Origin of the sequence: Nonomuraea sp. NEAU-A123 (assembly GCF_018603905.1) — a bacterium.
Lineage (GTDB): Bacteria > Actinomycetota > Actinomycetes > Streptosporangiales > Streptosporangiaceae > Nonomuraea.
The window spans coordinates 391,668-415,070 of sequence record NZ_JAHFZZ010000006.1 but is presented as its reverse complement, the minus strand read 5'-3'; the positions used below and the strand labels follow the sequence as shown (position 1 = coordinate 415,070).

Sequence of the window (23,403 nt, the reverse complement as noted above, 5' to 3'; positions counted from 1 at the left end):
CGCCGTTTAGGGTGCTGGGCATGACCGACGTGCTCCTCCGCGGCGGGCAGCTGTGGGGTCTCAAGATGCCTACCGACATCCTCGTCCGGGACGGCCGGATCGAGCGGGTCGCGGCCACGATCGACGCGCCCGCGGCGCGCTCGTTCGACATCACCGGTCAGCTCGTGCTGCCCGGCCTCGTCGAGGCGCACTGCCACCTCGACAAGACCCTCTACGGCGGGCCATGGGTCCCTCACTCCGCCGACGACACGCTGGCCGGTCGCATCGGCAACGACCTGGGCCGCCGCGCCGAGCTCGGCGTGCCCAGCGTCGAACGCGTCACCGCGCTGCTGGCGCGGATGAGCGCCTACGGCACCACTCACGTCCGCACCCACACCGACATCGACCCGCTGGTCGGCCTGCGCGGCGTGGAGGCCGTCCGGGAGGCGGCGGCGGGCTCCCCCATCGACGTGCGCCAGGTCGCCTTCCCCCAGCACGGCGTGCTTACCAACCCCGGGACGGCCGAGCTGCTCGAAGCGGCGCTCAAGAGCGGTGTCGAGGGGGTCGGCGGGCTCGATCCGGCGGGCATCGACCGCGATCCGGTGCGCCACCTCGACCTCATCTTCGGGCTGGCGGAGCGCTACGGCACCCATCTCGACATCCACCTCCACGACGGCGGCTCGCTCGGCGCCTGGGAGCTGGAGCTCATCACCGAGCGCACCAAGGTGCTCGGCCTGGCGGGCAGGGTGGCGGTCAGCCACGCCTACGCGCTCGGCCAGCTCGACGACGCCCACCAGGACCGCATGGTCCAGGGCTTCGCCGAGGCCGGTGTGGCGCTGGTGACGGCCGCCGTCTACAGCTTTCCCGTGCCGCCGATCAAGAAGCTGCGGGCCGCGGGCGTCACGGTCGCGTGCGGCCACGACGGCATCCGCGACCTGTGGGGCCCCTACGGCAGCGGCGACATGCTCGAACGCGCCATGCACGTGGCCTACCGCAGCACATTCCGCAGAGACGAGGACATCGAGCTCGCGCTGGAGGCGGCGACCGTCGGCGGTGCCCGCATGCTCGGCCTCGACGACTACGGCCTGGCTCCGGGCGACCGGGCCGACCTCGTCGTCGTCCCCGCGAGCGGTCCGGCTGAGGCCGTGGTCGTTCACCCAGCGCGCACTCTGGTCATGAAAGACGGCGCAGTCCTGCACAATTGACCGGCGGGACCATCGAAAGGCAGATAAGTGCTCTCTATTCACCAGCGGATCGCGGAAGAGCTCGGCGTACGCGACGGGCAGGTGCTGTCGGCGGTCGAGCTGCTCGACGGCGGCGCGACGGTGCCGTTCATCGCCCGCTACCGCAAGGAGGTCACCGGCGCCCTCGACGACGCCCAGCTACGCACGCTCGAAGAGCGGCTGCGCTACCTGCGCGAGCTGGAGGAGCGCAGGGCGGCGATCCTGGAGTCGATCGAGTCCCAGGGCAAGCTCGACGACGAGCTGCGCGCCCAGATCATGGCGGCCGACACCAAGGCCCGCCTGGAGGACATCTACCTCCCCTTCAAGCCCAAGCGGCGCACCAAGGCGCAGATCGCCCGCGAGCTGGGCCTGGAGCCGCTGGCCGACCAGCTCCTCGCCGATCCCTCGCACAACCCCGCCGCGCTGGCCGAGACGTTCCTCACCGAGGGCGTCGCCGACGCCGCGGCCGCACTGGAGGGCGCGCGGGCGATCCTCATCGAGCGCTTCGCCGAGGACGCCGACCTCATCGGCGGGCTGCGCGAGCAGCTCTGGGGCCGTGGCCGGCTGCTCTCCAAGGTCCGCGAGGGCAAGGAGGAGGCGGGGGCGAAGTTCTCCGACTACTTCGAGTTCGGGGAGCCGTTCACCAAGCTGCCCTCGCACCGGATCCTGGCCATGTTCAGGGGCGAGAAGGAGGAGATCCTCTCCGTCACGCTGGAGCCCGACGACAGCCCCGAGTACGAGATGCGCATCGCCTCCCGCTTCGGCGTCTCCGACCAGGGCCGCCCGGCCGACCGCTGGCTCAACGAGACCGTGCGCTGGGCCTGGCGCACCCGCATCCTCGTGCACCTGGGCATCGACATCCGCATGCGGCTCTGGCAGGCGGCCGAGGACGAGGCCGTGCGGGTGTTCGCCACCAACCTGCGCGACCTGCTGCTGGCCGCGCCCGCCGGCACCCGCACGACCATGGGCCTCGACCCCGGGCTGCGCACCGGCGTAAAGGTGGCCGTGGTCGACGCCACCGGCAAGGTCGTCGACACCGCCACCATCTACCCGCACGAGCCCAAGCGGCAGTGGGACCAGTCGCTGGCCGTCCTGGGCGCGCTCGCGCAGAAGCACGGCGTCGAGCTGATCGCGATCGGCAACGGCACCGCCTCCCGCGAGACCGACAAACTGGCCGGCGAGCTGGTCCAGCACATGCCGTCGGTGACCAAGATCGTGGTGTCGGAGGCAGGCGCGTCCGTCTACTCCGCCTCGGCCTACGCCTCCGCGGAGCTGCCCGACCTCGACGTGTCGATCCGCGGCGCCGTCTCCATCGCCCGCCGCCTCCAGGACCCGCTGGCCGAGCTGGTCAAGATCGACCCCAAGTCGATCGGCGTCGGCCAATATCAGCACGACCTCGCCGAGACCAAGCTGTCCCGCTCTCTCGACGCGGTGGTCGAAGACTGCGTCAACGCCGTGGGCGTCGACGTCAACACCGCCTCCCCGCCGCTGCTCACGCGCGTGTCGGGCATCGGCGCCACGCTGGCCGAGAGCATCGTGCGCCACCGCGACACCAACGGCCCCTTCAAGTCCCGCTCGGCCCTGAAGGACGTGGCCCGCCTCGGGCCCAAGGCGTTCGAACAGTGCGCGGGCTTCCTGCGCATCGCGGGCGGCGACGACCCACTCGACGCCTCCAGCGTGCACCCCGAGGCCTACCCGGTGGTCCGGCGCATCCTCGGCTCGGTCCAGACCGACCTCAAGACGCTGATCGGCAACACGGCGACGCTGCGGGCGATCAAGCCGCAGGAGTTCACGGACGACAAGTTCGGCCTGCCGACGGTCACCGACATCCTGCGCGAACTCGAGAAGCCCGGCCGTGACCCACGGCCCGCGTTCAAGACCGCGACCTTCAAGGAGGGCGTGGAGAAGCTCTCCGACCTGCTGCCCGGCATGATCCTTGAGGGCGTGGTGACGAACGTGGCGGCGTTCGGCGCGTTCGTGGACGTCGGCGTACACCAGGACGGCCTGGTCCACGTCTCCGCCATGTCCCGAAATTACGTGACAAATCCCCGCGACGTCGCCAAGCCCGGCGACATCGTCCGCGTCAAGGTCCTAGAGGTCGACATCCCCCGCAAGCGCATCTCCCTGACCTTGCGCCTGGACGACGAGACCACCCCCGAAGGCCGCGCGTCCCGCGGCGCTGGCGGCACCGGCCGTGGCCCGGCCGACGGCAACCGCGGCCCTGGCGGCGGTCGCGGCCCGGCTGGAGACAGCAACCGCGGACCCAGTGGCGCAGGCCGTGGTCCGGCCGGAGACGGCAACCGCAGCACAGCCGGTGCTGGCGACGGTGGCCGTGGAGCGACCGGTGCTGGAGACGGCGGTCGCGGATCCGGCGGACGCGCCGACGCGAGCCGCGGCGCCCCCGGAAGCGGCGCCTCTGGCGGCGGCACACGTGGTGACGGTCGCGGCGCCGGTGGACGTGGAGACGGCGGTCGTGGAGACGGCGGTCGTGGAGACGGCGGTCGTGGAGACGGCGGTCGTGGCGGTTCCGGCGGCCGCGGAGACGCCGCACGGGGTGGCGGCGGTCGCGGTGATGGCGGTCGCGGTGACAGCGGCCAGCGCGGTAGGGGCGACGGCGCTCAGCGCGGCGACAGTGGTCAGCGGGGTCGCGGTGAAGGCGGCCAGCGCGGCGGCAGCGCCCGCCGCCCAGCCCCCTCGGGCGCCATGGCAGAAGCCCTCCGCAAGGCCGGCCTGACCGGAGACGACCAATAACTCCCGACAGTCGGCCGGTGCGTTGACCAACCAACGCACCGGCCGACAGGCGGCATCACCAGTCGACGCCATGGGCAGCCAACGCACCGGCCGACAATCACCGAGCACCCACGCACCCCCGCCGTCGGGTGGTCCGCTGCAGGCGGAATCCCGGCGAGTCAGCCGTGCCCGCAGGGGCGATACGGTCGGAGAGTGAGCACAACTGCGTTTACCACGGCGATCACCCAGGCCCGCGACCTGCTCAGGTGGCGCTCACCACTGCGCACAGAGCTCTGGGCGGCCCGGCTCACGGCGACACTGCGCCCAACGGAGGTCCGCCCGCTCGTACGACAACTGACCGAAGCCGGCAGCCCAGAGGCACGCCTCACACTCGCCGCCCTGGCCGTCGTGGAAACCGCAGCCCTGGACGACGACGAGGCACACTACGACGACACCAGCGCCGAAGCAGCGGCCACGCCCCCTACCGAGGCGGCAGCCGGCGACCACACTCCGGCAACGGGCGACACCGTAGCCAGCGGCCCCGGCCCGTACTCGGGCACGGATCCGCGAACCGGACACCCGACCTCGCAGGAGCAAGGAAACAAGAGCCTTCAGGAGGTCCTGCGGGAAGCCGGGCAGGAGGCCGTGCGGGGGCTGCCCGAGTGGGTCGGGCGGATGGGGCAGGTGGTGTGTGAGCAGGCGTGGTACGGCAAGGCCGACCGCTACGGCGAGCAGGCCCTGGCCGCTCTGCGGTTCCGCTACCCCGACGGCAAGGAGCCGCATGTCCTGATCGTAGGCATCGACCAGGTCAACGGCGGCCTGGCGGTCGATGCGACGGTCGAGGAGCCGAAGTTCCTCGACGACCTGGACCTGCGGCCGGCGGATCCGGCGGTGGTCGCGGGGCGGGTGCTGGACGCGTTCGAGATGACGGACCTCGTCATGGGGGCGCCGATCGCCGAGAGCCTGCCCGCCGTCCGCCCGCTGGCCCTCGCCCGCGCGCGGACCGTCCCCGATCCGGTACGCCAGGCGCCCGACGACACCGTGTCCCGGTTCCTGGATCTGCCGGATCTACCCGGAGCGCAGGAGGCGTTCGGGAAGCTTGTCGAGTTCGTGGGTGATCGGCCCCTGTGGTGGAGTCCGGCCCGGGTCTCGCGGTTCCTCACCTCATGGTTGCCGCGCGAGGCGATCCTGACCGAGGTGGCCATCTCGGCCATGCCCGACGTGGTCCGCGCCTGGAGCCGCTTCCACGGCGGCGATTCTGAGGTGCTCCGGCAGATCGAGGCCGATGCGCCGCGCCTGCCTGCGCTGATGGCGGACGAGTCGCTCGCGGGCCTCCACAAGCGCATGACCCAGAACGGTCACTGACGCCAGGCCGATGACTCGCCCGCCTGCCGTTCCGCCGCCTGGCGAGCACGCTGACGTGCCGCACGGCACTGTTCAGACCCACCTGGGTCAACGGCCCGAGGTGTCAGTGCGATATCGCGAGACGCAAGCCGTGGCCATCGTGAGACCAGCCTCAGGGCGAGGTGAGCGGTTCGGCCTGGTAGGCCCGGTGAAGCAGCTCCAAGAAGGACTGGGCCTCAGGCAAGGGCGCAGAGCCGATCCGACGTACCGCCACACCCGGCGTCCATGAGTTCATGACCACACCTCCTGCCAGCGCGGGCAGGTCGGCGAGCGTGATCTCCTGGACACGCTGGGGGACGCCAAGGCGGTCCAGTTGGCGGCGGACAATGCCCATCGTGGTTCCACCCAGCATCTCGGCCGCGGGCCACACCACCGCGGCGCCGTCCCAAAAGGCCAGATTCCAGATCGACCCCTCGCTGAGCCGACCCCGGCGGTCAATGAAGGCTGCGTCGTCGAAGCCTTGCCCAACAGCCTGACGGAGGAAATACGTCTTGGCCACCTCGCCGACATGCTTCACGCCCGGCAGAACCCGCTCGTACTCGACCGTCGCCAGCGTCAGCGGGCCCTCCGGACCAGACGCGGCCGGTCCGGTACGGACCAGCACCTCGGGCTCCACATCAGTCCCGGCCACGGTGAACTCGCCCGCCGGCGAGTACACCGTGGCAACCAGCGAGAGGTCAGCCGGACCGGCCTCCAGAGCCGCCCGCAGATAGGACCGCACCCGATTCTCGGGCAACGCTCGACCGAACAACTCCACCGAGGCAGACCGCAGCCGCTCCAGATGGAGATCGAGTCCCCGGACCTGGCCCCCACGCACCTGCATGGCCGTGAAGTGGGCATAACCGGCGAAGGCGAGCGGTGCCAACTCCTCGACGATCGCCGCCCGGCCATTACGTTGAACAACAAAAGATCGCAAGTCTCTCCCCAGATCGTGGTGATGCGCCCCGCCGGCATCTCTGTCGAGGGGCGCGGGACGAGCCTGCCCTGGCGAAGCGCGGTCTTCCAGAGCCCTGTTCTGCTGACGACCAGTGGTCCTACTACTGCCAGGGTCAGTCTCGTCCGCGGTCGATGCGTACGACCAGCGATAATGGGCGACATGGGAGATCGGCACGGTATGGAGGAGGCGGCAGATCCGGGCGGCGAGCGGCCGTTCGATCCGCGCGCTGAGCTCGGCAAGTTCCTGCGCAGCCGCCGGGCCCGGCTGAGGCCGGAGGATGTCGGGTTGCCGGCCTTTGGACGGTACCGGCGAGTGCCGGGACTGCGCCGCGAGGAGCTGGCTCAACTCGCCGGCGTGTCGGTCGCCTACCTCACCCGGCTCGAGCAGGGCAGAGGCTCCAACGTGTCGGCCGAGGTGCTCGACGCGATCGCGCGTGCCCTGCGACTGACGGACGCCGAGCACGAACACCTCACGCATCTGGTCAAGTGCCAGCACCGGAAGAAGCACTCGCCGCCGCGCCAGGAGCAGGTGCGCGCCACACTCCGGGAGATGCTGGCCTCCTTGGAGGGGGTGCCCGCGTACGTGTCGGGACCGCGCTCGGACATCCTGGCCTGGAACCCGATGGCGGCGGCCCTCTTCGGCGACTGGGATCGATTGCCCAACCTGGAGCGCAACTGGGCTCGGCTGGTGTTCCTGCGGCCCGACTATCGCCGGCTGTTCGTGGACTGGGAGTCGAAGGCAGCCGACATCGTCGGCGCCCTGCGCCTGTACGCGGGCTGCTATCCGGACGACCCTCAGCTGTCGGCGCTCGTGGGCGAGCTGTCGGTGAAGAGCGAGGCGTTCCGCCGCCTGTGGGGCAGGCATGACGTAAAGGAGAACAACCACGGCGCCCAGCGCCTGCGTCATCCGCTGGTGGGCGACCTCACCCTCTCCTTCGAGTCGTTCCGGCTGCCCGACGATCCCGAGCAGTCCCTGACCGTCTACAACGCCTCACCGGGCTCCACCGCGGCGGAGAGCCTGCGGCTGCTGGCCGGCTGGGGCGCGGATGCGATCGTCACGCGGTAGGCCGCCGAAGGCCAACGATCAACCGAGTGGCGGGCCCGCGAGCTACCGAAGACGACCGAAGCCGGTCGAAAGCGGCCGACGGAGGAGGGATGAAGTGGGACGGAGTCGTGGGTGCGGGCGGCTATGCTGCGCAATGAACGTTTTACCGCCGCCCCCGCACGGGCGTCTCAAGGGAGATCTGCGTCATGTACAAGGAGTTCGCCGCCGAGGCCGTGGTCTGGCTAGTCCCGGTTGTGGTCCTCATCGGCCTCGCCCTGATGGTCACCTCCTGACGGCCAGGGGCCGGACCGGGCGCGGCCCCTGGCGCCCTGGTCAGCGGTAATACTCGTAGTGGACGACCGTGCTGACGTCACGGTCGAAGCGGATCTCGCCGTCGAGCCACCGGTTCCACATGTTCGAGAGCGTACGGGTCCTGACGGTGCATCCTCCCCAGCGGGAGTGCTTGGCCCGGATGGTGCCGACATAGTCGTAGCACGAGCCGACCTTCTTGCCGTTGACCTTGAGCCGGGCGTTCAGGCTGACGGCATAGAGGGTCGTGCGGGAGATGTTGGTGACCCGCACCTTGACCCGGCAGGTGTCCTTGCACCGGCCCCAGTAGATCTTGTACTTGATCAGATGCGGCTTCGCGGTGCTGGAAAGAGTGGCTGGCGTGTTCGCGGCCACCACCGCGAGAGCGGGAGACGGAGCCGCGGCGTTCGCGGCGGACGGCACCGCGACCACGGCCACCGCCGTGGCGACGGATAAGAGCGTGCCGACGAGACCCTTGACCATGTTGCCCCCATAAGCAACGACGTGCTGCCGCTTCCCCCTGTTGAAAGCGACGTCAGGCTCCCGATTAACCGTCAGGGAAACGGCGGAGTCAATTGGTTGTCCGACCACATCCCTATTACCCAGTTATGCGGTATTAGGAAGCCCAGGAGAGCAAACGACTCCCCTGTCGTAGGCGTTTCAACGCCTGTTTCTCCAGTTGCCTGATGCGCTCTCTGGTGAGCCCGAGGCGCTCCGCGATTTCGGTATAGGTCCACGTTTCCTGGTCGGCCAGGCCGTACCGGAGTCTGAGGATGAAAGCCTCTCGCGGCGGGAGTGAGGTGAGCACCTGGTGCAGATCGGCGTTGAGCGCGCGGCGCTCCATGACCTCCTGTGCCTGGAGACCGTCCTCGTCGGCGATCATGTCACCGATGTTGCCCTCGCCGTTCTCGCCGACGGGCACGTCCAGGCTGACCGTCTCCTGGGCGAGTTGCCGCAGCGCGGCGACGTGGCCGAGCGAGCGTTCCGCGGCCTTGGCGAGTTCGCCGTCACGTGGTTCGCGTCCCAGGTCGACGGCGAGTTGCCGGGCGATCCTGGTCAGCCGCGACAGCTCTTCGGCGACGTGCGTGGGCAGCCGTACGGTGCGGCTCTTGTCGTGGATGCCGCGTTCGATGGCCTGGCGGATCCACCACATCCCGTACGTGGAGAACTTGTAGCCGCGTTTGTAGTCGAACTTCTCCACGGCCCTGATCAACCCGAGATTGCCCTCCTGGATGACGTCGAGGAGCGGAAGCCCACGGAAGGCGTAGCGTCTGGCGGCGGCCACCACCAGCCGGAGATTGGACCTGATGAGCAGGTCCTTGGCGCGCTGCCCCTCGCGGCGGACGCATTCGAGCTCCGGAGTGCCCTGGCCACGGCCGATCAGGTAGCCCGAATAGAGCCCCGCTTCGATCCGTCGTGCCAGGTCCACTTCGTCCGCGGCGGAGAGCAAAGGTGTCTTTCCGATCTGCTCCAGATACATGCCGAGCAGATCGGGCTCTTCGGCCGACATACCACGGCGACTACCCGGTAAACGGCGGCGAACTCCCCGGTTCGTTGAGTTCTGCTATGGCGAGCTCGGCGGTGGTGCGGATATCGAAGAACTTGTCGAGCGCGGTGATGGCGAACAGATGCTTACACCTGCCGTTCAGCCCGGAAAGGAGTAACCGGCCGCCGGACGCGGTCACCGCCTTGTGCAGATAAACGAGCACGGAAAGGCCCGAAGAATCGCAGACGCTGACCGCCTGCATGTCGATGACGAGTAGTGGTGGCTGGGTCAGGTCCAGCGCCTTGGTGACGCGATCACGCACCTCGGCCGCGGAGCCGAAGTCGAAATCCCCCGTTAGCCTGGCGATGACGCACGGTCCCTGGAGCCCGAGGCTGATCGACAAGGCCTGCTCCGAAGCCACCCAGTTCCACCTACCCGCATTGCTTGTCCGATGTCACCACTTTACGAGAAGTAGCGTCTCGGGTTGGACACCAGCATCTGCTCGATCTGATCGCCGGTCACACCCGAGTCCAGGAGTGCGGCCAAGACCTCGTCGTGGATGTGATCGTAGCGCCAGTTGGGCGCCATCGTGCTCAGCGCCTCATCCCAAGCCGCCCCAAAGTAGTCATAAAAGCACCCGGCGTCGTGGCTGAGGACCATGCGATCAGCGTATCCCCGCTGGCAGAGGGCGGCGATGGTGGCCACTCGCTCGGAGGTCGGATTGTAGACATCCAGCCCGAATCTATCCATGCCCAGCGTGGCGCCCGTGTCGGCCAGACGCATCAGGTAGTCGAGATCGTTGCTGTCGCCCGCGTGCCCGACGACGACCTTCGTCAGGTCCACGCCCTCCTTGGCGAAGAAGTCGAGCGCTATCGGCCCGCTCTGCGTGAAGGAGTTCGTGTGGACGGTGATCGGCGCACCGGTGCGTACGTGAGCCTGCGCGACGGCCCGGCAGATGCGCTCGACCCCGGGTGTCAGGCCCTTCTGCTCGACCACGCACTTGAGGAACGCCGCCTTGACCCCGGTGTCGGCGATGCCCTCGGTGATGTCCCGCACGAAGTCGTCGATCATCGGATCGGGCATGTCCAGGAGCAGGCCGGGGCCGCGGTGCTCGTACTGGTGCGGCAGCTCTTCGAAGCTGTACATGCCGGTCGCGGCGATGATGTGCAGGTCCGGCACTTCGGCGGCGATGCGCTGGATGCGGGGGATGTACCGTCCGATCCCCCAGACCGTCGGGTCGACGATCGTCCGCACGCCCTTCGCCGCCGCCGCGTTGAGCTTCGTGATCGCGTCCGCGACCCGGAACTCCTCGTCCCACCAGGCACCTTTGCCGTAGTTGTCCAGGTACTCGGTGGAGAGAACGAAGATGTGTTCGTGCATCAGGGTCTGACCGAGCTCATCGACGTCGACGGGGCCGCGAACGGTGTTGACGGTGGGCATGCGCGCCTCCATACCGGCTGGTCGGTGCCGCCAACCTAGGCCGCCGCATACCCCCCGTCAACCGGCCAGCCGCGGGAACAACGGCTCGGGCCCGGCCAGCCGTTCCCCGCTCACCGCCGCCGCCACGCGCGCCGCTCCCGTGGGCAGAAACGGCGCCAGTTGTCCGGCCAGCGCCCGGCACGCGTACACGAGCGTCGCCAGCGAGGTCTCCCTGTCGCCGGGCTCCTGCCGCCACGGCTTGACCCGTTCGACGTACTTGTTCGCCTCCTCCACAATCGTCCAGACCGCGGCGGCGGCGCGGCGGAAGTCGAAGTCCTCCAGCGCCTCGTGCACCCGTCCCGGCGCGCTCTCACAGGCCTCGACGAGGGTACGTCCGGCGTCCGCGTCAAGGGCGACCACGGGGACCTCGCCGTCCCGGAACCGGTGCACCATGGTGACGACCCGGTTGACCAGGTTGCCGACGCCGTTGGCCAGATCCTCGTCGGCCCTGGCGACCAGCCGTTCCACGGTGAAGTCGGCGTCGCCGACCCGCGGCACCTCACGCAGCAGCCACCACCGCACCGCGTCGGCGCCATAGGCCCGCGCTATCGCCTCGGCGTCCGCGGACGTTCCTGACGACTTGCTGATCTTTCGCCCGCCGACGGTCAGGTAGTCGTGGACGAAGATCTCGGCAGGCAGCGGCAAGCCCGCCGCGAGCAGCATCGCGGGCCAGTAGACCGCGTGGAAGCGGATCACGCCCTTGCCCATCAGGTGGACCTTGCGCGGCTCCGCCACCCACCAGCGGTCGTAGTCGCCGCCGTCCAACGCGGTGACGTAGTTGGCCAGGGCGTCCCACCACACGTACACCACCTGGGAAGGGTCTCCCGGCACCGGTATGCCCCAGCCGCGGGCCCGGTCCGCGGAGCGTGAGACGCTGATGTCGGCCAGCCCGGCCTCGATGAACGCCAGCACCTCGTTCCGCCGCGCGGCCGGCTCGATCCTGAGCCGCGCGCCGCGGATGAGGTCCAGTAACGCGTCCTGGTAACGCGACAGGCGGAAGAACCAGTTCTTCTCCGAGACCCGCTGCAACGGCGCCTCGTGCTCGGGACAGGTCCCCTCGCTGAAGAACTGCTCACAGCCGACGCAGTAAAGCCCCTCGTAGTGCCGCTGGTAGAGGTCGCCGTCGATCGCCCGCCAGATCCGCTCGACTCCCGGGAGATGCCCCGGATGATGACTCGTCCGGATGAACGAGTCGAAGGACAGGTCGTACGACTCGCGCAGCGCTTCGAAGGCGGCCGCGTTCCGATCGACGAGCTCCCGCACCGGGACGCCCGCCGCCTCGGCGGCCAGGACGTTCTTCAGCGAGTTGTCGTCGGTGCCGGTCTGGAAGCGTACGGGCTCGCCGCGCCGCCGGTAGTGCCGGGCCAGCACGTCACCCTGCACGATCTCCAGGGCGTGCCCCAGATGCGGGCGGGCGTTGACGTAAGGGATGGTGGTCGTGATGTACATCGTGTGTCTCCCGAGGGGCCCCGGACACGACGAGAGGCCCCGGTCGCAGGGCCTCGAACAAGACGTCGTCGGTGGAAGCCCCTACGGGGCCATCATCACCAGTCGCGTCGTCATGCGCCCATCGTAGCGTTCCGGCTGAAACCGACGCACTCGTAAATCCCGGCCCCCCGGACGGAGCCCGCGAGCTCGCGGAGCACCCGGCGTCACGGAGACCCGGCGTCACGGAGACCCCAGCAGAACGAAAGCCCCAGCGTCACGGAGGCCCGCGATGGCGGATCTTCCAGATGATCAGGCCGACCGCGAAGACGGCGAGGCCCGCGAGCACGGACGTCAGCGGCAGGGTCGCCGCCAGCAGCAAGCAGAGGGCCAGCCCGAGCACTGGTACGGCCTTGGGCGGGGCGCCCTCGTCCGGCCCGAGGGTGAGTGCGCAGGCGTTGGCGATGGCGTAATAGACCAGGACGCCGAACGACGAGAAGCCGATCGCCCCGCGCAGGTCCGCCACCAGCAGCAACCCGACCACCACCACTCCCACAGCCAGCTCGGCCCGGCGGGGGACCTCGGTCGTGGAATGGACCTCGGCCAGGAGCTCGGGGAGGTCGCGCCGACGGGCCATGGCGAGGACGGTGCGGGAGACGCCGAGAAGGAGGGCCAGCAGCGCCCCCAGCGCCGCCACCGCCGCGCCCGCACTGACCACCGGCCGCAACCAGGCCGCGCCGGACGCGGTGGCCACGTCGGCGAGCGGGGCTCCGGACGCGCCGAGCCACATGGGGCCCAGCACGGACAGCGCGGTGACGGCGACCAGGGCGTAGACCACCAGCGTGACGGCCAGGGCGGCGGTGATGGCGCGGGGGATGGTGCGTGCCGGGTCGCGGACCTCCTCGCCGAGCGTGGCGATCCTGGCATACCCGGCGAAGGCGAAGAACAGCAGGCCCGCGCCCTGGAGAACATCCCACGGGGTGGGGTGGTACGCCTCGGCGACCTGCTCCGCGATCGCGTAGAACCGGGCGACCACGTCGTTCTTGGGGATGAGAGCGGCGACCTCCTCGGAAGAGAGGTCGATCCTCTGGTCCTTGTCGACGATGCGCGCGTTAGACGGCAGACCGTCCGCCGAGCGGGCACCGTCCTCGGAGCCGGTGGCCGAGGAGGCGTCAGGGCCACTCAGCAGCCCGATGGCGACCACCGCGACCAGGACCGCCAGCACGAACGCCACCATCACCCGAGCCGCCATTGCCGAGCGCTGAACGCCGAACAGGTTGAGCGCGGTCAGCGCCACCACGGCGGCGATGGCGAGGGGGCGGGCCAGGCCGGGCGCCACGTACGAGCCGAAGGTCAGCGCCATCGCCGCGCAGGAGGCGGTCTTGCCGACGGTGAAGCCCCAGCCCGCGAGGTAGCCCCAGACCGGGCCGAGCCGCCGCCTGCCGTAGACGTACGTGCCGCCCGACTCGGGATAGAGGGCGGCGAGGCGAGCGGAGGAGGTCGCGTTGCAGTAGGCGACGACGGCGGCGAGGGCGAGGGCGGCGAGCAGCCACGAACCCGCGGCCGCCGCGGCGGGCGCGAAGGCGGCGAACACCCCGGCGCCGATCATCGCGCTCAGCCCCACGACCACCGCGTCGGCGGTGCCGAGACGCCGTGACAGCTCCACCCCGCCCTCCCCGTTCCACCGGCTGGCAGCCACTATGCACCACGCCGCCGACAAAAGAGCCACGAGCAAAGGACCGCCGACAAACGGCGGCCCGGCTAATCCGGCTAGCCCGGCTGATCTGGATGATCCGACTAGCCTGGTTAGCCCGGCTGATCCGGCTAGCCCGGCTAGCCCGGCTGGTCCGGCTGGTCCGGCGCGGGCACCACCAGCACCGGCCGGTGCGCGTGGTGCAGCACCCGGTCGGACGTGCTCCCGAGCAGCAGTGACTTCACCCCGCCCAGCCCCCGCGTCCCGGTGACGATCAACGTGGCCCCGACATCGTTCGCCACCTCCACAATGGTCGACCACACGGCCAGCGCGTCCAGCTCGCAACGCGGCGTCGCGTCGAACCCCGCCTGCCTGGCCAGCTCCGCGCCCTGCCCGGCGAGCTCCCTCATGGCCTCCCCGACGGCCTCATCCGCGGCCGGCGAATCATCGATGGTCATCATCAACCCGGCCGACGCCCGCGCCGAGGCCATCCCCAGGCGTTCCCACACGGTCAGTACGACGGCGCGCCGACCGGCCAGAAGCGTGCCCGCGAAGGCGATCGCCGCCTTGGCGTCGTCCGAGCCGTCGTACGCGATCAGAATGGTCGTTTCAGCTGCTTCCATAGGCGAGGTCTTTCCAGAGCGGGCCGTTTCACGCCCACGAGCTGGGTAGCCAGCGAATATGACAGTCACTCAGTTCAAGGACCTGCCTCTGGCGGACCGTGACCGCGCATGGGACGCGGCGGCGGCCGACAAACGCGTGCGTAAGTGGGCGGGCGCCGAGGACGGGCCCAACGAGAAGTACCGCCAGGCCTTTCTCTGGTACGACGGCGACAACGCCGACGAGTTCGGCAGTTACAAGCTGCCGATCGCCGACGTCGTGGACGGTGAGCTGAAGGTCGTCCCGCGGGCCGTGATCGCCGCCGCCGCGGTCGTCGACGGTGCCAGGGGCGGGGTCGATGTGCCGAAGGGCGACATCGATCGGATCAAGTCGCACCTGGCCAAGTACTACGCCAAGATGGGCGACACGCCGCCCTGGGAGCGCTGAATCGAGGGCTTGAGCAGGGACAACCCGGCCAGGGCGAGCACGCCGACCTCGGTGATGACCACCAGCCGCTGGGTGAGCCCGGCGGGGATCTGGTCGTTGGACAGCGGGATGCCGAACATCCGCACGACATAGGGGACCACGACGAGCAGCAGCGCGCCCAGCGCCACCGCGCTCAGCACCCGCACGGCCTTGGCGTACCGGACCCGCGCGTTGGCCAGCAGCATCCCCGCGGCCGGCATCACCAGGAAGGCGGCGAAGGCGGCATACCGATGGATGCCTCCCGACAGCGAAAGCGGCACTCCCGGGCGGTCCGTGGGAAAGGCACCGATCAGGAACATGCTCCCGCCCCACGCCAGCAGCAGCAGGACGACCCACACGCTCGCACCGGCCCGGCGCAGCGACTCGGCGATCAATGCCGAGCCGAACGCGAAGAGCGTCAGCGACGTCGGCAGCAGCCATCCCAGGGGCTGAAAGGCGTACTCACTGATCACGCTGTGCAGCGGGTCGAGACCCGACTCGGCGTGCAAGGTGAGCATGGTACCGGCCCCGGTGCCGATGGCCGCGAATCCGCTGAGAAGCAATGCCTTCATGCTTCAAAGCTCGTGGAATACGGGCTTCCGGAGTATCGGAGATCGACCCGAACGGGCCCTGAACGACCCCTTAATACCTTGGTCGTAGCACTTCGGTCGGATGCCCGCTGACCTGCGGGAAACCACCCCTGGGTGGGGTGGGCCTCCTCAGGGTAGGTACCGCCAACGGTAGCCGATTTGCCTTAGAGCGCGCTCTAAGGGCCAGTCTGTAGTTCTACCCAGAAAGAAGCCTACAGAGGATGGACATGAACAAGCGCACTCTCGGCACCGGCGGCCCGCAGGTCTCCGCTCTCGGACTCGGCTGCATGGGCATGTCGGAGTTTTACGGCCAAGGCAACGAAAATGAGTCGATAGCCGTCATTCACCGCGCGCTAGAGCTTGGCGTGAATTTTCTTGACACCGCCGATATGTACGGCAGTGGGCACAACGAGGAGCTCGTCGGCCGGGCCATCAAGGACCGCCGCGACCAGGTGGTGCTGGCCACCAAGTTCGGCATCAGGCGCGAGGGCGACGCCCGCTCCATCGACAACACCCCTGAGTACATCAGGGCCGCCTGCAACGCCTCGCTCCAGCGCCTCGGCGTCGACCACATCGACCTCTACTACATGCACCGCCGCAACCCCCAGGTGCCGATCGAGGAGTCGGTCGGCGCGATGGCCGAGCTCGTACGGCAGGGCAAGGTCAGGCACCTGGGCCTGTCGGAGGTAGGCGCGGAGACGCTGCGCAAGGCCGCGGCCACGCACCCGATCGCCGCCCTGCAGAGCGAGTATTCGCTGTTCACCAGGGACATCGAGAACGAGATCCTGCCCGCGGCCCGCGAGCTGGGCATCGCACTGGTGGCGTACTCGCCGATCAGCCGCGGCTTCCTCACCGGCACGCTCGCACCCGCCGACCAGCTTCCCGACGACGACTTCCGCAAGTGGCTGCCCCGCAACTCGGGTGAGAACGCCGAGCACAACGCCCGGCTCACCGCCGAGGTCCTGCGGATCGCCGCGGCGGCCGGGATCACCGGCGCGCAGCTCTCCCTGGCCTGGCTGCTGGCTCAGGGCGACGACATCGTGCCCATCCCGGGCACCAAGCGGTTGAAGTACCTGGAGGAGAACGCCGCGGCCGCCTCGGTCACGCTGACCGCCGAGCAACTGGCCGAGCTGGCGCGGGCCGTACCGGCTGACGCCGTGCGTGGGCCGCGTTATCCGGACATGTCATCGATCGAGTCGTGAGCCGGGCAGGTCGAAGTAGGCCCTGATCACGGTGATGCCGGCGCGCGTGTGGACGCGGACCAGGTCGCTGAGCAGGTTGACGATCAGCAGGCCGCGCGAGCCGGGCGTACGCGGATCGACCGGCATCCGCCCGGCCAGCGGGTCGATGATGTGGCCGGTGTCGCTGATCTCGCACACCAGCCGGTCGGCTTCGGTCCAGATCCTGATCAGCCCGGAGCCGCCGCCGTGATCGAGGCTGTTGGCGCCGAGTTCGGCGACCGTCAGACGGATGTCGTCGAGCTTGGTGCGGCCGAACCCGAGGTCGGCGGCCCGCCTGGCGGCCAGGCCACGCGCGGCGGCCAGGTTGGTGTGGTCGAAGCGGAGCGAGATGAAGTCGGCGGGCTCGCCCAGCGGCTGGTTGTGCCCGTCGACGACCTTATGGGGCGCGTAGTCGCCGCTGTGCCACTCGCCGGAGCCGTCGCGGAGCACGGGATGGGTCTGCTCGGCCTCGCGGATGACCTCGGGGTCGAGCCCGTCGAGGTCGTAGGGGCACAGGATCGTGACGTGGCGGCCGGTGAACGCGTAGTTGATCAGGGCCTCGTGCTGGGCGCAGGCCGGATATTCCGTCACGGTGCGGCCCGGCCAGATGGGCTCGCCGATGATCCGCACATGACCGCCGGGATGGCGGTCGGCGAACTCGCGGAGCACGGCCGGGATGATGCGTCCTGGATTGCGCCCCGCGCTGGTCATGTCGAGCAGGAGCACCTCGTCGGCGTCAGGCCCCAGATCGGCCTGGATCAAGGCCAGATTTTTGGGCGGGACGGCGACGGCGACGGGCTCCCCCGAACTCAGCCCTTCACGGACAAAAGCCGTGGTGGCAGCCACATACTCCCGATCTCCTCGGTAAAAGAGTGCCGGGTGCACGAACGGGTCAGCCGCCATCACACTTCAAGCTACCTCGCGATGAGGTCTTTACGGCAATCCGTTGGGTATCCAGGTGTTATGAAGAAACTCCAGATCGTGCGGCCCACGAAGCCCTCCCCCCGGCCGCTCCCCCTCGATCTGCGTACGCCCTCCGGCCGACGCCTCCCGTTCTGAAGCAGGCGAACCTATGCTCGGGACATGTCGGATTTGCAGATGCGCGTCTCTGACGAGGACCGCGAGCGTGGCGCGCGAAAGCTGCAGGAAGCCTTCATGGAAGGCCGTCTCACCCAGCTGGAGCTGGAGGATCGGCTCGAACTGGCCCTCACCGCGCGAACCTACGGCGACCTGCTCGGCCTGATCGCCGACCTGCCGGCCGACGGGCCGCCGGTCGACGAGGTGGTGGAGCTGGAGTCCAAGAACGGCCACATCAAGCGCTCAGGAGACTGGGCGGTCCCCCGCAGGCTCAGGGTCGCCTCCAAGTACGGCAGCGTCGAGCTCGACCTGTCGGAGGCGGTCATCCCCCATCCGGTCGTCGAGATCGACCTCGACCTCAAGTACGGCTCGGCCAAGATCGTGCTGCCCGACGGCGCCGCCGCCGACATCGACAGGTTCCGCACGGCGTGGGGCAGCACCGTGACGACGGACGTACCGGGCCGGCCCCAACCGGGAGCCCTCTACGTGGTGGTGAGCGGCGAGACCAAGTACGGGAGCCTGGCGGTCCGCTATCCGCGCAAGCGCTGGTTCACCCACTGATGGACCTCATGGGACAGACCTAGTCGCCGGTTGGCCCCGCTTTACAACGACTTGATACACATGGTGCTAGTGAGGTGCAACCACGGATCAAGCGTTGCTCCATAATGTCGCTTCGTCACTAAACGCAACGAAGGGCATTGGAACATGACTCCCCCTCGTCGTCGGATCGCCATCGCGATCGCGACGCTTTCTCTTGCCGGCCTCACCACTGCCTGCGGCGCCATCGGTAACGCGGTCGACTGCAACGCGGTCGCCACGGACGTGAACAAGATCACACAGGAGTTCACCGCCTCCATGAGCAGCGCGGCCACCGATCCCAAGGCGATCGAGAAGGCCAGCCAGGAGACGGCCGGCAAGCTCAAGACCCTCGCCTCCAAGTACGACGGCGACCTGGCCGGAGCCCTCAACGACCTGGCCTCGGTGTTCGAGGGCATCAAGGTCGATGAGAAGAACCCGGCCTCCGCGACCGAGAGCCTGTCGAAGCTGCCGGCCGTTCAGGCCAAGATCACGAGCGCCTGCGGCTGATGACCCGCCGCCGCACCGCCCGCGGGGGGCGGAGCGGCGCGGCGGCCCATACGCGGTCCAGGTGAAATCGGTCTACTCTTGCTGCCCGTGACGGGGGAAGCTCTGGCAGCCGGTGTTGCCCGTTGGACGGCCCGGATCACGCCGAACCGCCTGCGCGTCGGGCTGATCGCCGTGGTCTCGGCCACCGTCTACGCCGTGCTCGGCCTGGTCAAGCTGGCCACCTATCGCGCCAGCACGTTCGATCTGGTGATCGTTGACCAGGCTGTGCGCAACTACGCGCACTTTCGGCCCCCGTACATCCCGATGGTCGGCGCCTTCCACGGCCGGGGGCTCGACTACCTCCAGCTCGCCGACCACTTCTCCCCCATCTACGCGTTGCTGGCGCCGTTCTACTGGATCCATGACGGCCCGGCCTCGCTGATCGTGGCGCAGGCGCTGCTGTTCGCCGCCGCGATCCCGTTCATCTGGCTGTTCACCAGGCGGATGCTGGGGACCGCCCCGGCCTACCTGGTCGCCGTGGCCTACGCGCTGTCGTGGCCCGTCGCGCAGGCGATCGCGTTCGACGCGCACGAGGTGATGTTCGTCCCGCTGCTCACCGCGATCATGATCGAGCGCTACCACGCGGACCGTTTCCTGCCCGCCTTCGCGGCGATGGGCGCGCTCCTCCTGGTCAAGGAGGACATGGGGCTCACGGTGATCGGCTTCGGTCTCTATCTCTTCGTCACCGGCGACAGGTTCCGCGGGCTGTGTTGCGCCGCGATCGGGCTCGGCGGGGTCATGCTGACCCGGGGCGCGCTCATTTCGCTGGTCGGCGGCGAGAGCTCGGACTTCTGGGCCTATGGTCACCTGGGGCCCGACGTGCCCAGCGCGATCCTGACGCTGCTCCGCGACCCGCTGGCCGCCTTATTACTGCCGTTCAGCGAGGAGACCAAGGTCGACACGCTCTTCCTGCTGGCCTGGCCGACGCTGCTGCTCTGCCTGCTGTCGCCGCTGTCGCTGGTCGCACTGCCGCACCTGCTCGAACGCATGCTGTCGGACCGCGAGCTGTGGTGGCGGGCGGACTTCCAGTACAACGCCTTCACGGTGGTGATCCTGCTCTGCGCGGGCGTCGACGGGCTGTCCAGGCTGCTGCGCCGGCTCAAGCGCTCGGACGACCGCTCGCTCAAGCTGGCCTGGTCGGCCGGCGTGTGCGTGGTGGCGCTCACCCTGGTGCCGAGGTTCTCCCTGGACCAGCTCTACCATCCGAGCTTCTACAAGGCTGAGGGGATCGCGACCGCGTCGGCCGCCGAGGCGGTGGCCAAGGTCCCGCGGGGCGTCACCGTCGAGGCGGCCAACTCCCTCGGGCCCGCCCTGACGTCCCGCACCACGGTCCTGCTCTGGACGGGCCAGTCGCGCGGCGCCGACTGGGTGGTGGCCGACACGGCGCGCTGGCAGTACCCGTTCGGCTCCCCCGACGATCAGCGCGCCCAGGTGGACAAGCTGCTGACCGAGGGCTACACGAAGGTGTACGACCGCGATGGATATGTGGTGTTACGACGCACATGATGGCGGCGATCTATCCGATGGCCTCCGCGTACGCCTGGTCGAAGCCCGCCAGGACAGTCGGCCAGGAGCCGGCCGACGGCGGGACGGCGCGGTTGTGGGCGATCATGCGGTGCCGTAGCTCGGGGTCCGTGGCCAGGCGGGCCACGGCGTTGGCCAGATCGCCGAGGCTGCGGCCGAGCAGCCCCTCCGTGCCGTGCCGGACGAAGTCGGCCACCCCGCTCTGGGCCCGCGCCACCACGGGGAGCCCGGCGGCGCGAGCCTCCAGGGCGGCGATCCCGAACGACTCGCGTGGCGCCGGCGCCACGAACACGTCGGCCGACTCCAGCACCTTGGCGATCTGCTCGCGGGTGTAGCGTCCCGGCAACGAGACCCAGCCCGTCATGCCGTGCCGGGCCAGATAGCGCTCCATCTGGGCGCGCGCCGGCCCGTCGCCGATCACCGTGGCGCGCAGCGGGACGCCCGCCGGGACCCGGGAGCGCACCATGTCGAGCAGCTTGAGCAGCCGCACCGGCTGCTTGCGCGGCGCGAGCCGCCCCACCGCCACGATGTGCACCTCATCCCGCACCTCGGGGTCCCGCGCCTCCTCGGTCGGCGACGCGCCGGCCGCGAAGTGGCGCCAGCCCGACAGGTCGAGGCCGTTGGACACCACGTGCACGGGCACCCCCTCCCCCGCGACCGACCGGATCGGCGCCGCCGCCGCGTTGCTGACCGTGGTGGCCACCAACCCCCAGCTCTGCCAGCCGTACGCCAGCCGCAGCAACCGGTAGACGCCACGCGTGACGGGATCCCACATGCTGTGCACGGTCACCACGCACGGAATTCCGGCCCGCCGCGCGGCCCGCACCCCCATCCAGGCGAACGGCGAGACCGCACCCATGTGCACGTGCACCACGTCGGGCCGCGAGGAGGTCAGCCGCCGCGTGAGATGCCCCACTCCGAACGGGTGGACCGGCAGGTCGAAGGGCATCCTGGCGACGATCCTGTGGACCCCGGGCAGCGTCTCGCCCTTGGTCGCGGTCGCCACATCGACGGCGTGGCCAGCCTCGCGCTGCGTACGCACGAGGTCGGCGACCTGAACCTCGATCCCCCCGAGTCGCGGCAGGTAACAGTCACTCACGTGAAAGATCCGCACCCCTCCCAGACTAATCTGGGCCTTGTGCCTCCACGTACCGCTGTGTTCTTCCACGCCCATCCCGACGACGAGGCCCTGCTGACGGCCGGCACGATGGCGATGCTCGCGGCCGAAGGTCACCGGGTGGTCCTCGTGGTGGCGACCGCCGGCGAGCGCGGCCTGGCCGAGATGGGGCCGGGTGAGGAGCTGCGCGCCACCCGGCTGAAAGAGCTGTACGAATCGGCCGCGCTGCTCGGCTGCGCCCGCGTCGAGTGCCTCGGCTACGGCGACTCGGGTCTGAGCCCGCAGGGCGGGAGCGCCGAGGAACGTCCCGACGACGCCTTCATCGACGCCGACTCCGAGAAGGCGGCCGGAGAGCTGGCCGCCATCCTGGAGGAGGAGAAGGCCGACCTGCTGTCGATCTACGACCCGGCGGGCGGCTACGGCCATCCCGACCACGTCAAGGTGCACCGGGTGGGCCGGCGGGCGGCGGAGATCGCGGGCACGCCAGTCGTGCTGGAGGCCACGGTCAACCGCGACCCGCTGGTCAGGCTGCTGAAGCTGGCGGGGAAGTTCTACCGGTTCCCGCCCGAGTTCGACGTACGGACGTTCGAGAGCGCCTACTCGGCGAGCGAGACGATCACCCACCGGGTCAATGTCCGGAAATATGCGAAACAGAAGCGGGCGTCGATGTCCGCGCACGCCTCCCAGGCCACCGGCGGCGACAGCGACCGCACGCTGGCCGTCATGCTCAAGGTGCCCGGCCCGATCTACCGGCTCGTCTTCGGCACCGAATGGTACGTACGGCGCGATCTTCCACCCGGCACCCGCCTGCGTCATCCCCTGGACCAGTGGCCGAAATGAGTCCCCAGTATGATCCGGGCCGCCCCCGCGACCGGCAGACTGTACCCCGATGAAGAACAGATGGCTCCAGATCACGCTGTCCGCGCTGTCCCTCGCGCTGGCCGTGGTTCTCGTCGTTTACCTGCCGCAGATCGTCCACGCGCTGACCGGCAAGCCCGTGTCCTGGCACGAGATCGGCAAGCTCTTCGGCACTCTCAGCGTGGGCACGATCGCGCTGATGAGCGCGCTCTGGCTGCTGAGCCTGCTGGCCTACACGTTCGTGCTCACCAACTCGCTGCCGGGCCTCAACAACGTGCAGGCGCTCGCGCTCAACGCGGCGGGCAGCGCGGTGAGCAACCTGCTGCCGTTCGGCGGCGCGGCCGGGGTGGCGCTGACGTTCGGGATGACCAGGGGGTGGGGGTTCGCCAACCGGCCGATCGTGGTGATGACCCTGGTCAGCGGCATCTGGAACACCCTGTTCAGATTCATCCTGCCCGCCGTCGGCATCATCGCGCTGCTGGCGGCCGGCAAGGCGCCCAACGCGACGGTGGCCAAGGCCGGCTGGGTGGGCGCGGTGTCGATCCTGGTGCTCTGCGCGGTGGTGGCCGCCGCCCTCTACTGGGACCGCGCCGCCGCCCTCCTGGGCAAGGGCCTCGACTTCCTCGTACGGCTGCTCAGACTGAAGTTCCACGCCTCCGACGCGCTCAACCGGCTGCGCAAGGACACCGCCGAGATCGTGAAGTCGCGCTCGATCGCGCTGTCGCTGGCCATGATCTTCTTCCTGGGCTTCCAGTGGGCGATCATGGTCGTCTGCATGCACGCCACCGGCGCCTATCCGGGGCTGGCCCAGTCGATCGCCGTCTTCGCCCTGTCCCGGGTGCTCACCAGCGCGCTGGTGACGCCGAGCGGCGCCGGCATCATGGAGAGCGGCGTGGTGATCCTGATGACCGGCGCCTTCGGTGTGGCAGCCGCTCCGGCGACCGCGACCGCACTGCTCTTCGGCTTCTGGACTTACACTATCGAGATCCCGTTCGGCGGCCTCGCACTAGGCGCGTGGGCGCTTCTGCGCAGGCGCAATGCTAGGAACGCCGACGCGGAGCCCCCGTCCGCGATCTCGAAGGCCCCTCAGTGACAATCCCAAACCGAACCGGCGTTAA

The 23,403-nt window shown here is 69.4% G+C and carries 22 protein-coding genes; 11 read left to right on the top strand and 11 right to left on the bottom strand.

Going from position 1 to position 23,403, the window contains the following annotated elements; all coding sequences use genetic code 11:
• Positions 1–20: 20 nt before the first annotated feature.
• The 3 genes from KLK06_RS21040 to KLK06_RS21030 all read left to right on the top strand — a co-directional run bounded on the left by KLK06_RS21040 (position 21) and on the right by KLK06_RS21030 (position 5,297).
• Positions 21–1,184, top strand: coding sequence for an amidohydrolase (locus tag KLK06_RS21040; RefSeq protein WP_214637233.1), 1,164 nt, complete (start codon positions 21–23; stop codon positions 1,182–1,184).
• A gap of 27 nt (positions 1,185–1,211) precedes the next feature.
• Complete coding sequence (locus KLK06_RS21035; protein WP_308168369.1) at positions 1,212–3,953, top strand: Tex family protein; 2,742 nt, start codon at positions 1,212–1,214, stop codon at positions 3,951–3,953.
• 192 nt (positions 3,954–4,145) lie between these two features.
• Positions 4,146–5,297 (top strand): hypothetical protein, encoded by a 1,152-nt coding sequence (locus tag KLK06_RS21030; protein ID WP_214637232.1) that lies wholly within the window; start codon positions 4,146–4,148, stop codon positions 5,295–5,297.
• A gap of 151 nt (positions 5,298–5,448) precedes the next feature.
• On the opposite strand, the gene KLK06_RS21025 is transcribed toward KLK06_RS21030, so the two are convergent.
• Positions 5,449–6,447 (bottom strand): aminotransferase class IV family protein, encoded by a 999-nt coding sequence (locus tag KLK06_RS21025; protein ID WP_308168368.1) that lies wholly within the window; start codon positions 6,445–6,447, stop codon positions 5,449–5,451.
• Here KLK06_RS21025 and KLK06_RS21020 point away from each other — a divergent pair.
• A complete protein-coding gene (locus KLK06_RS21020) occupies positions 6,433–7,338 on the top strand; it encodes a helix-turn-helix transcriptional regulator (protein ID WP_214637231.1) in 906 nt (301 codons plus the stop codon). The two genes, KLK06_RS21025 and KLK06_RS21020, sit on opposite strands and share 15 nt — an antisense overlap.
• 312 nt (positions 7,339–7,650) lie before the next feature.
• Here KLK06_RS21020 and KLK06_RS21015 read toward each other — a convergent pair whose 3' ends face one another.
• The 7 genes from KLK06_RS21015 to KLK06_RS20985 all read right to left on the bottom strand — a co-directional run bounded on the left by KLK06_RS21015 (position 7,651) and on the right by KLK06_RS20985 (position 14,332).
• The gene (locus tag KLK06_RS21015) at positions 7,651–8,109 is read right to left on the bottom strand and encodes a hypothetical protein (RefSeq protein ID WP_214637230.1); all 459 of its coding nucleotides are present in this window, start codon (positions 8,107–8,109) and stop codon (positions 7,651–7,653) included.
• Positions 8,110–8,242: 133 nt separating this feature from the next.
• On the bottom strand, positions 8,243–9,136 hold the full coding sequence (locus tag KLK06_RS21010; RefSeq protein WP_214637229.1) for an RNA polymerase sigma factor RpoD/SigA: 894 nt from the start codon (positions 9,134–9,136) through the stop codon (positions 8,243–8,245).
• A gap of 10 nt (positions 9,137–9,146) precedes the next feature.
• Positions 9,147–9,533, bottom strand: coding sequence for an STAS domain-containing protein (locus tag KLK06_RS21005; protein WP_214637228.1), 387 nt, complete (start codon positions 9,531–9,533; stop codon positions 9,147–9,149).
• Between the two features lie 41 nt (positions 9,534–9,574).
• Positions 9,575–10,552 carry a phosphotriesterase gene (locus KLK06_RS21000; RefSeq protein WP_214637227.1) on the bottom strand — a complete coding sequence of 326 codons (978 nt, stop codon included), beginning with the start codon at positions 10,550–10,552 and terminating at the stop codon, positions 9,575–9,577.
• 57 nt (positions 10,553–10,609) lie between these two features.
• Complete coding sequence (gene metG / locus KLK06_RS20995) at positions 10,610–12,040, bottom strand: methionine--tRNA ligase (protein WP_214637226.1); 1,431 nt, start codon at positions 12,038–12,040, stop codon at positions 10,610–10,612.
• 253 nt (positions 12,041–12,293) lie between these two features.
• Positions 12,294–13,682, bottom strand: coding sequence for an APC family permease (locus KLK06_RS20990; protein WP_214637225.1), 1,389 nt, complete (start codon positions 13,680–13,682; stop codon positions 12,294–12,296).
• Positions 13,683–13,849: 167 nt separating this feature from the next.
• A complete protein-coding gene (locus KLK06_RS20985) occupies positions 13,850–14,332 on the bottom strand; it encodes a universal stress protein (RefSeq protein ID WP_214637224.1) in 483 nt (160 codons plus the stop codon).
• A gap of 58 nt (positions 14,333–14,390) precedes the next feature.
• On the opposite strand from KLK06_RS20985, the gene KLK06_RS20980 reads away from it, so the two are divergent.
• Positions 14,391–14,756 (top strand): hypothetical protein, encoded by a 366-nt coding sequence (locus KLK06_RS20980; RefSeq protein ID WP_214637223.1) that lies wholly within the window; start codon positions 14,391–14,393, stop codon positions 14,754–14,756.
• Here KLK06_RS20980 and KLK06_RS20975 read toward each other — a convergent pair.
• Positions 14,717–15,346, bottom strand: coding sequence for a DUF998 domain-containing protein (locus KLK06_RS20975; RefSeq protein WP_214637222.1), 630 nt, complete (start codon positions 15,344–15,346; stop codon positions 14,717–14,719). The genes KLK06_RS20980 and KLK06_RS20975 overlap by 40 nt on opposite strands.
• A gap of 245 nt (positions 15,347–15,591) precedes the next feature.
• On the opposite strand from KLK06_RS20975, the gene KLK06_RS20970 reads away from it, so the two are divergent.
• Positions 15,592–16,566, top strand: coding sequence for an aldo/keto reductase (locus KLK06_RS20970; protein ID WP_214637221.1), 975 nt, complete (start codon positions 15,592–15,594; stop codon positions 16,564–16,566).
• Here KLK06_RS20970 and KLK06_RS20965 read toward each other — a convergent pair.
• Positions 16,549–17,487 (bottom strand): anti-sigma factor RsbA family regulatory protein, encoded by a 939-nt coding sequence (locus KLK06_RS20965; RefSeq protein WP_250905740.1) that lies wholly within the window; start codon positions 17,485–17,487, stop codon positions 16,549–16,551. The genes KLK06_RS20970 and KLK06_RS20965 overlap by 18 nt on opposite strands.
• A 180-nt stretch (positions 17,488–17,667) precedes the next feature.
• Between KLK06_RS20965 and KLK06_RS20960 the strand changes: the two genes are divergently transcribed.
• From KLK06_RS20960 to KLK06_RS20950, 3 genes are all read left to right on the top strand, one after another.
• Complete coding sequence (locus tag KLK06_RS20960; RefSeq protein WP_250905739.1) at positions 17,668–18,222, top strand: DUF1707 domain-containing protein; 555 nt, start codon at positions 17,668–17,670, stop codon at positions 18,220–18,222.
• Between the two features lie 144 nt (positions 18,223–18,366).
• Complete coding sequence (locus KLK06_RS20955; protein WP_214637219.1) at positions 18,367–18,747, top strand: hypothetical protein; 381 nt, start codon at positions 18,367–18,369, stop codon at positions 18,745–18,747.
• Between the two features lie 87 nt (positions 18,748–18,834).
• Positions 18,835–20,292 (top strand): DUF2079 domain-containing protein, encoded by a 1,458-nt coding sequence (locus KLK06_RS20950; RefSeq protein ID WP_308168367.1) that lies wholly within the window; start codon positions 18,835–18,837, stop codon positions 20,290–20,292.
• Positions 20,293–20,302: 10 nt separating this feature from the next.
• Here KLK06_RS20950 and KLK06_RS20945 read toward each other — a convergent pair whose 3' ends face one another.
• Complete coding sequence (locus tag KLK06_RS20945; RefSeq protein ID WP_308168366.1) at positions 20,303–21,409, bottom strand: glycosyltransferase family 4 protein; 1,107 nt, start codon at positions 21,407–21,409, stop codon at positions 20,303–20,305.
• 39 nt (positions 21,410–21,448) lie between these two features.
• On the opposite strand from KLK06_RS20945, the gene KLK06_RS20940 reads away from it, so the two are divergent.
• Together KLK06_RS20940 and KLK06_RS20935 are read left to right on the top strand one after the other, a co-directional pair.
• Positions 21,449–22,267 carry a PIG-L family deacetylase gene (locus KLK06_RS20940; protein ID WP_308168365.1) on the top strand — a complete coding sequence of 273 codons (819 nt, stop codon included), beginning with the start codon at positions 21,449–21,451 and terminating at the stop codon, positions 22,265–22,267.
• A gap of 49 nt (positions 22,268–22,316) precedes the next feature.
• Positions 22,317–23,378: a lysylphosphatidylglycerol synthase domain-containing protein gene (locus tag KLK06_RS20935; RefSeq protein ID WP_214637217.1), complete on the top strand. Its 1,062-nt coding sequence runs from the start codon at positions 22,317–22,319 to the stop codon at positions 23,376–23,378.
• Positions 23,379–23,403 lie beyond the last annotated feature (25 nt).

What these genes read in the sequence shown, in the direction of transcription:
- KLK06_RS21010 (WP_214637229.1), bottom strand. Translation starts at nt 9,136, where the DNA reads ATGTCGGCCGAAGAGCCCGATCTGCTCGGCATGTATCTGGAGCAGATC.
- KLK06_RS20980 (WP_214637223.1), top strand. Translation starts at nt 14,391, where the DNA reads ATGACAGTCACTCAGTTCAAGGACCTGCCTCTGGCGGACCGTGACCGC.
- KLK06_RS20955 (WP_214637219.1), top strand. Translation starts at nt 18,367, where the DNA reads ATGACTCCCCCTCGTCGTCGGATCGCCATCGCGATCGCGACGCTTTCT.
- KLK06_RS20985 (WP_214637224.1), bottom strand. Translation starts at nt 14,332, where the DNA reads ATGGAAGCAGCTGAAACGACCATTCTGATCGCGTACGACGGCTCGGAC.
- KLK06_RS21040 (WP_214637233.1), top strand. Translation starts at nt 21, where the DNA reads ATGACCGACGTGCTCCTCCGCGGCGGGCAGCTGTGGGGTCTCAAGATG.
- KLK06_RS20975 (WP_214637222.1), bottom strand. Translation starts at nt 15,346, where the DNA reads ATGAAGGCATTGCTTCTCAGCGGATTCGCGGCCATCGGCACCGGGGCC.
- KLK06_RS20960 (WP_250905739.1), top strand. Translation starts at nt 17,668, where the DNA reads ATGTCGGATTTGCAGATGCGCGTCTCTGACGAGGACCGCGAGCGTGGC.
- KLK06_RS21020 (WP_214637231.1), top strand. Translation starts at nt 6,433, where the DNA reads ATGGGAGATCGGCACGGTATGGAGGAGGCGGCAGATCCGGGCGGCGAG.
- KLK06_RS20970 (WP_214637221.1), top strand. Translation starts at nt 15,592, where the DNA reads ATGAACAAGCGCACTCTCGGCACCGGCGGCCCGCAGGTCTCCGCTCTC.
- KLK06_RS21000 (WP_214637227.1), bottom strand. Translation starts at nt 10,552, where the DNA reads ATGCCCACCGTCAACACCGTTCGCGGCCCCGTCGACGTCGATGAGCTC.
- KLK06_RS21015 (WP_214637230.1), bottom strand. Translation starts at nt 8,109, where the DNA reads ATGGTCAAGGGTCTCGTCGGCACGCTCTTATCCGTCGCCACGGCGGTG.
- KLK06_RS20935 (WP_214637217.1), top strand. Translation starts at nt 22,317, where the DNA reads ATGAAGAACAGATGGCTCCAGATCACGCTGTCCGCGCTGTCCCTCGCG.
- metG (WP_214637226.1), bottom strand. Translation starts at nt 12,040, where the DNA reads ATGTACATCACGACCACCATCCCTTACGTCAACGCCCGCCCGCATCTG.
- KLK06_RS20965 (WP_250905740.1), bottom strand. Translation starts at nt 17,487, where the DNA reads ATGGCGGCTGACCCGTTCGTGCACCCGGCACTCTTTTACCGAGGAGAT.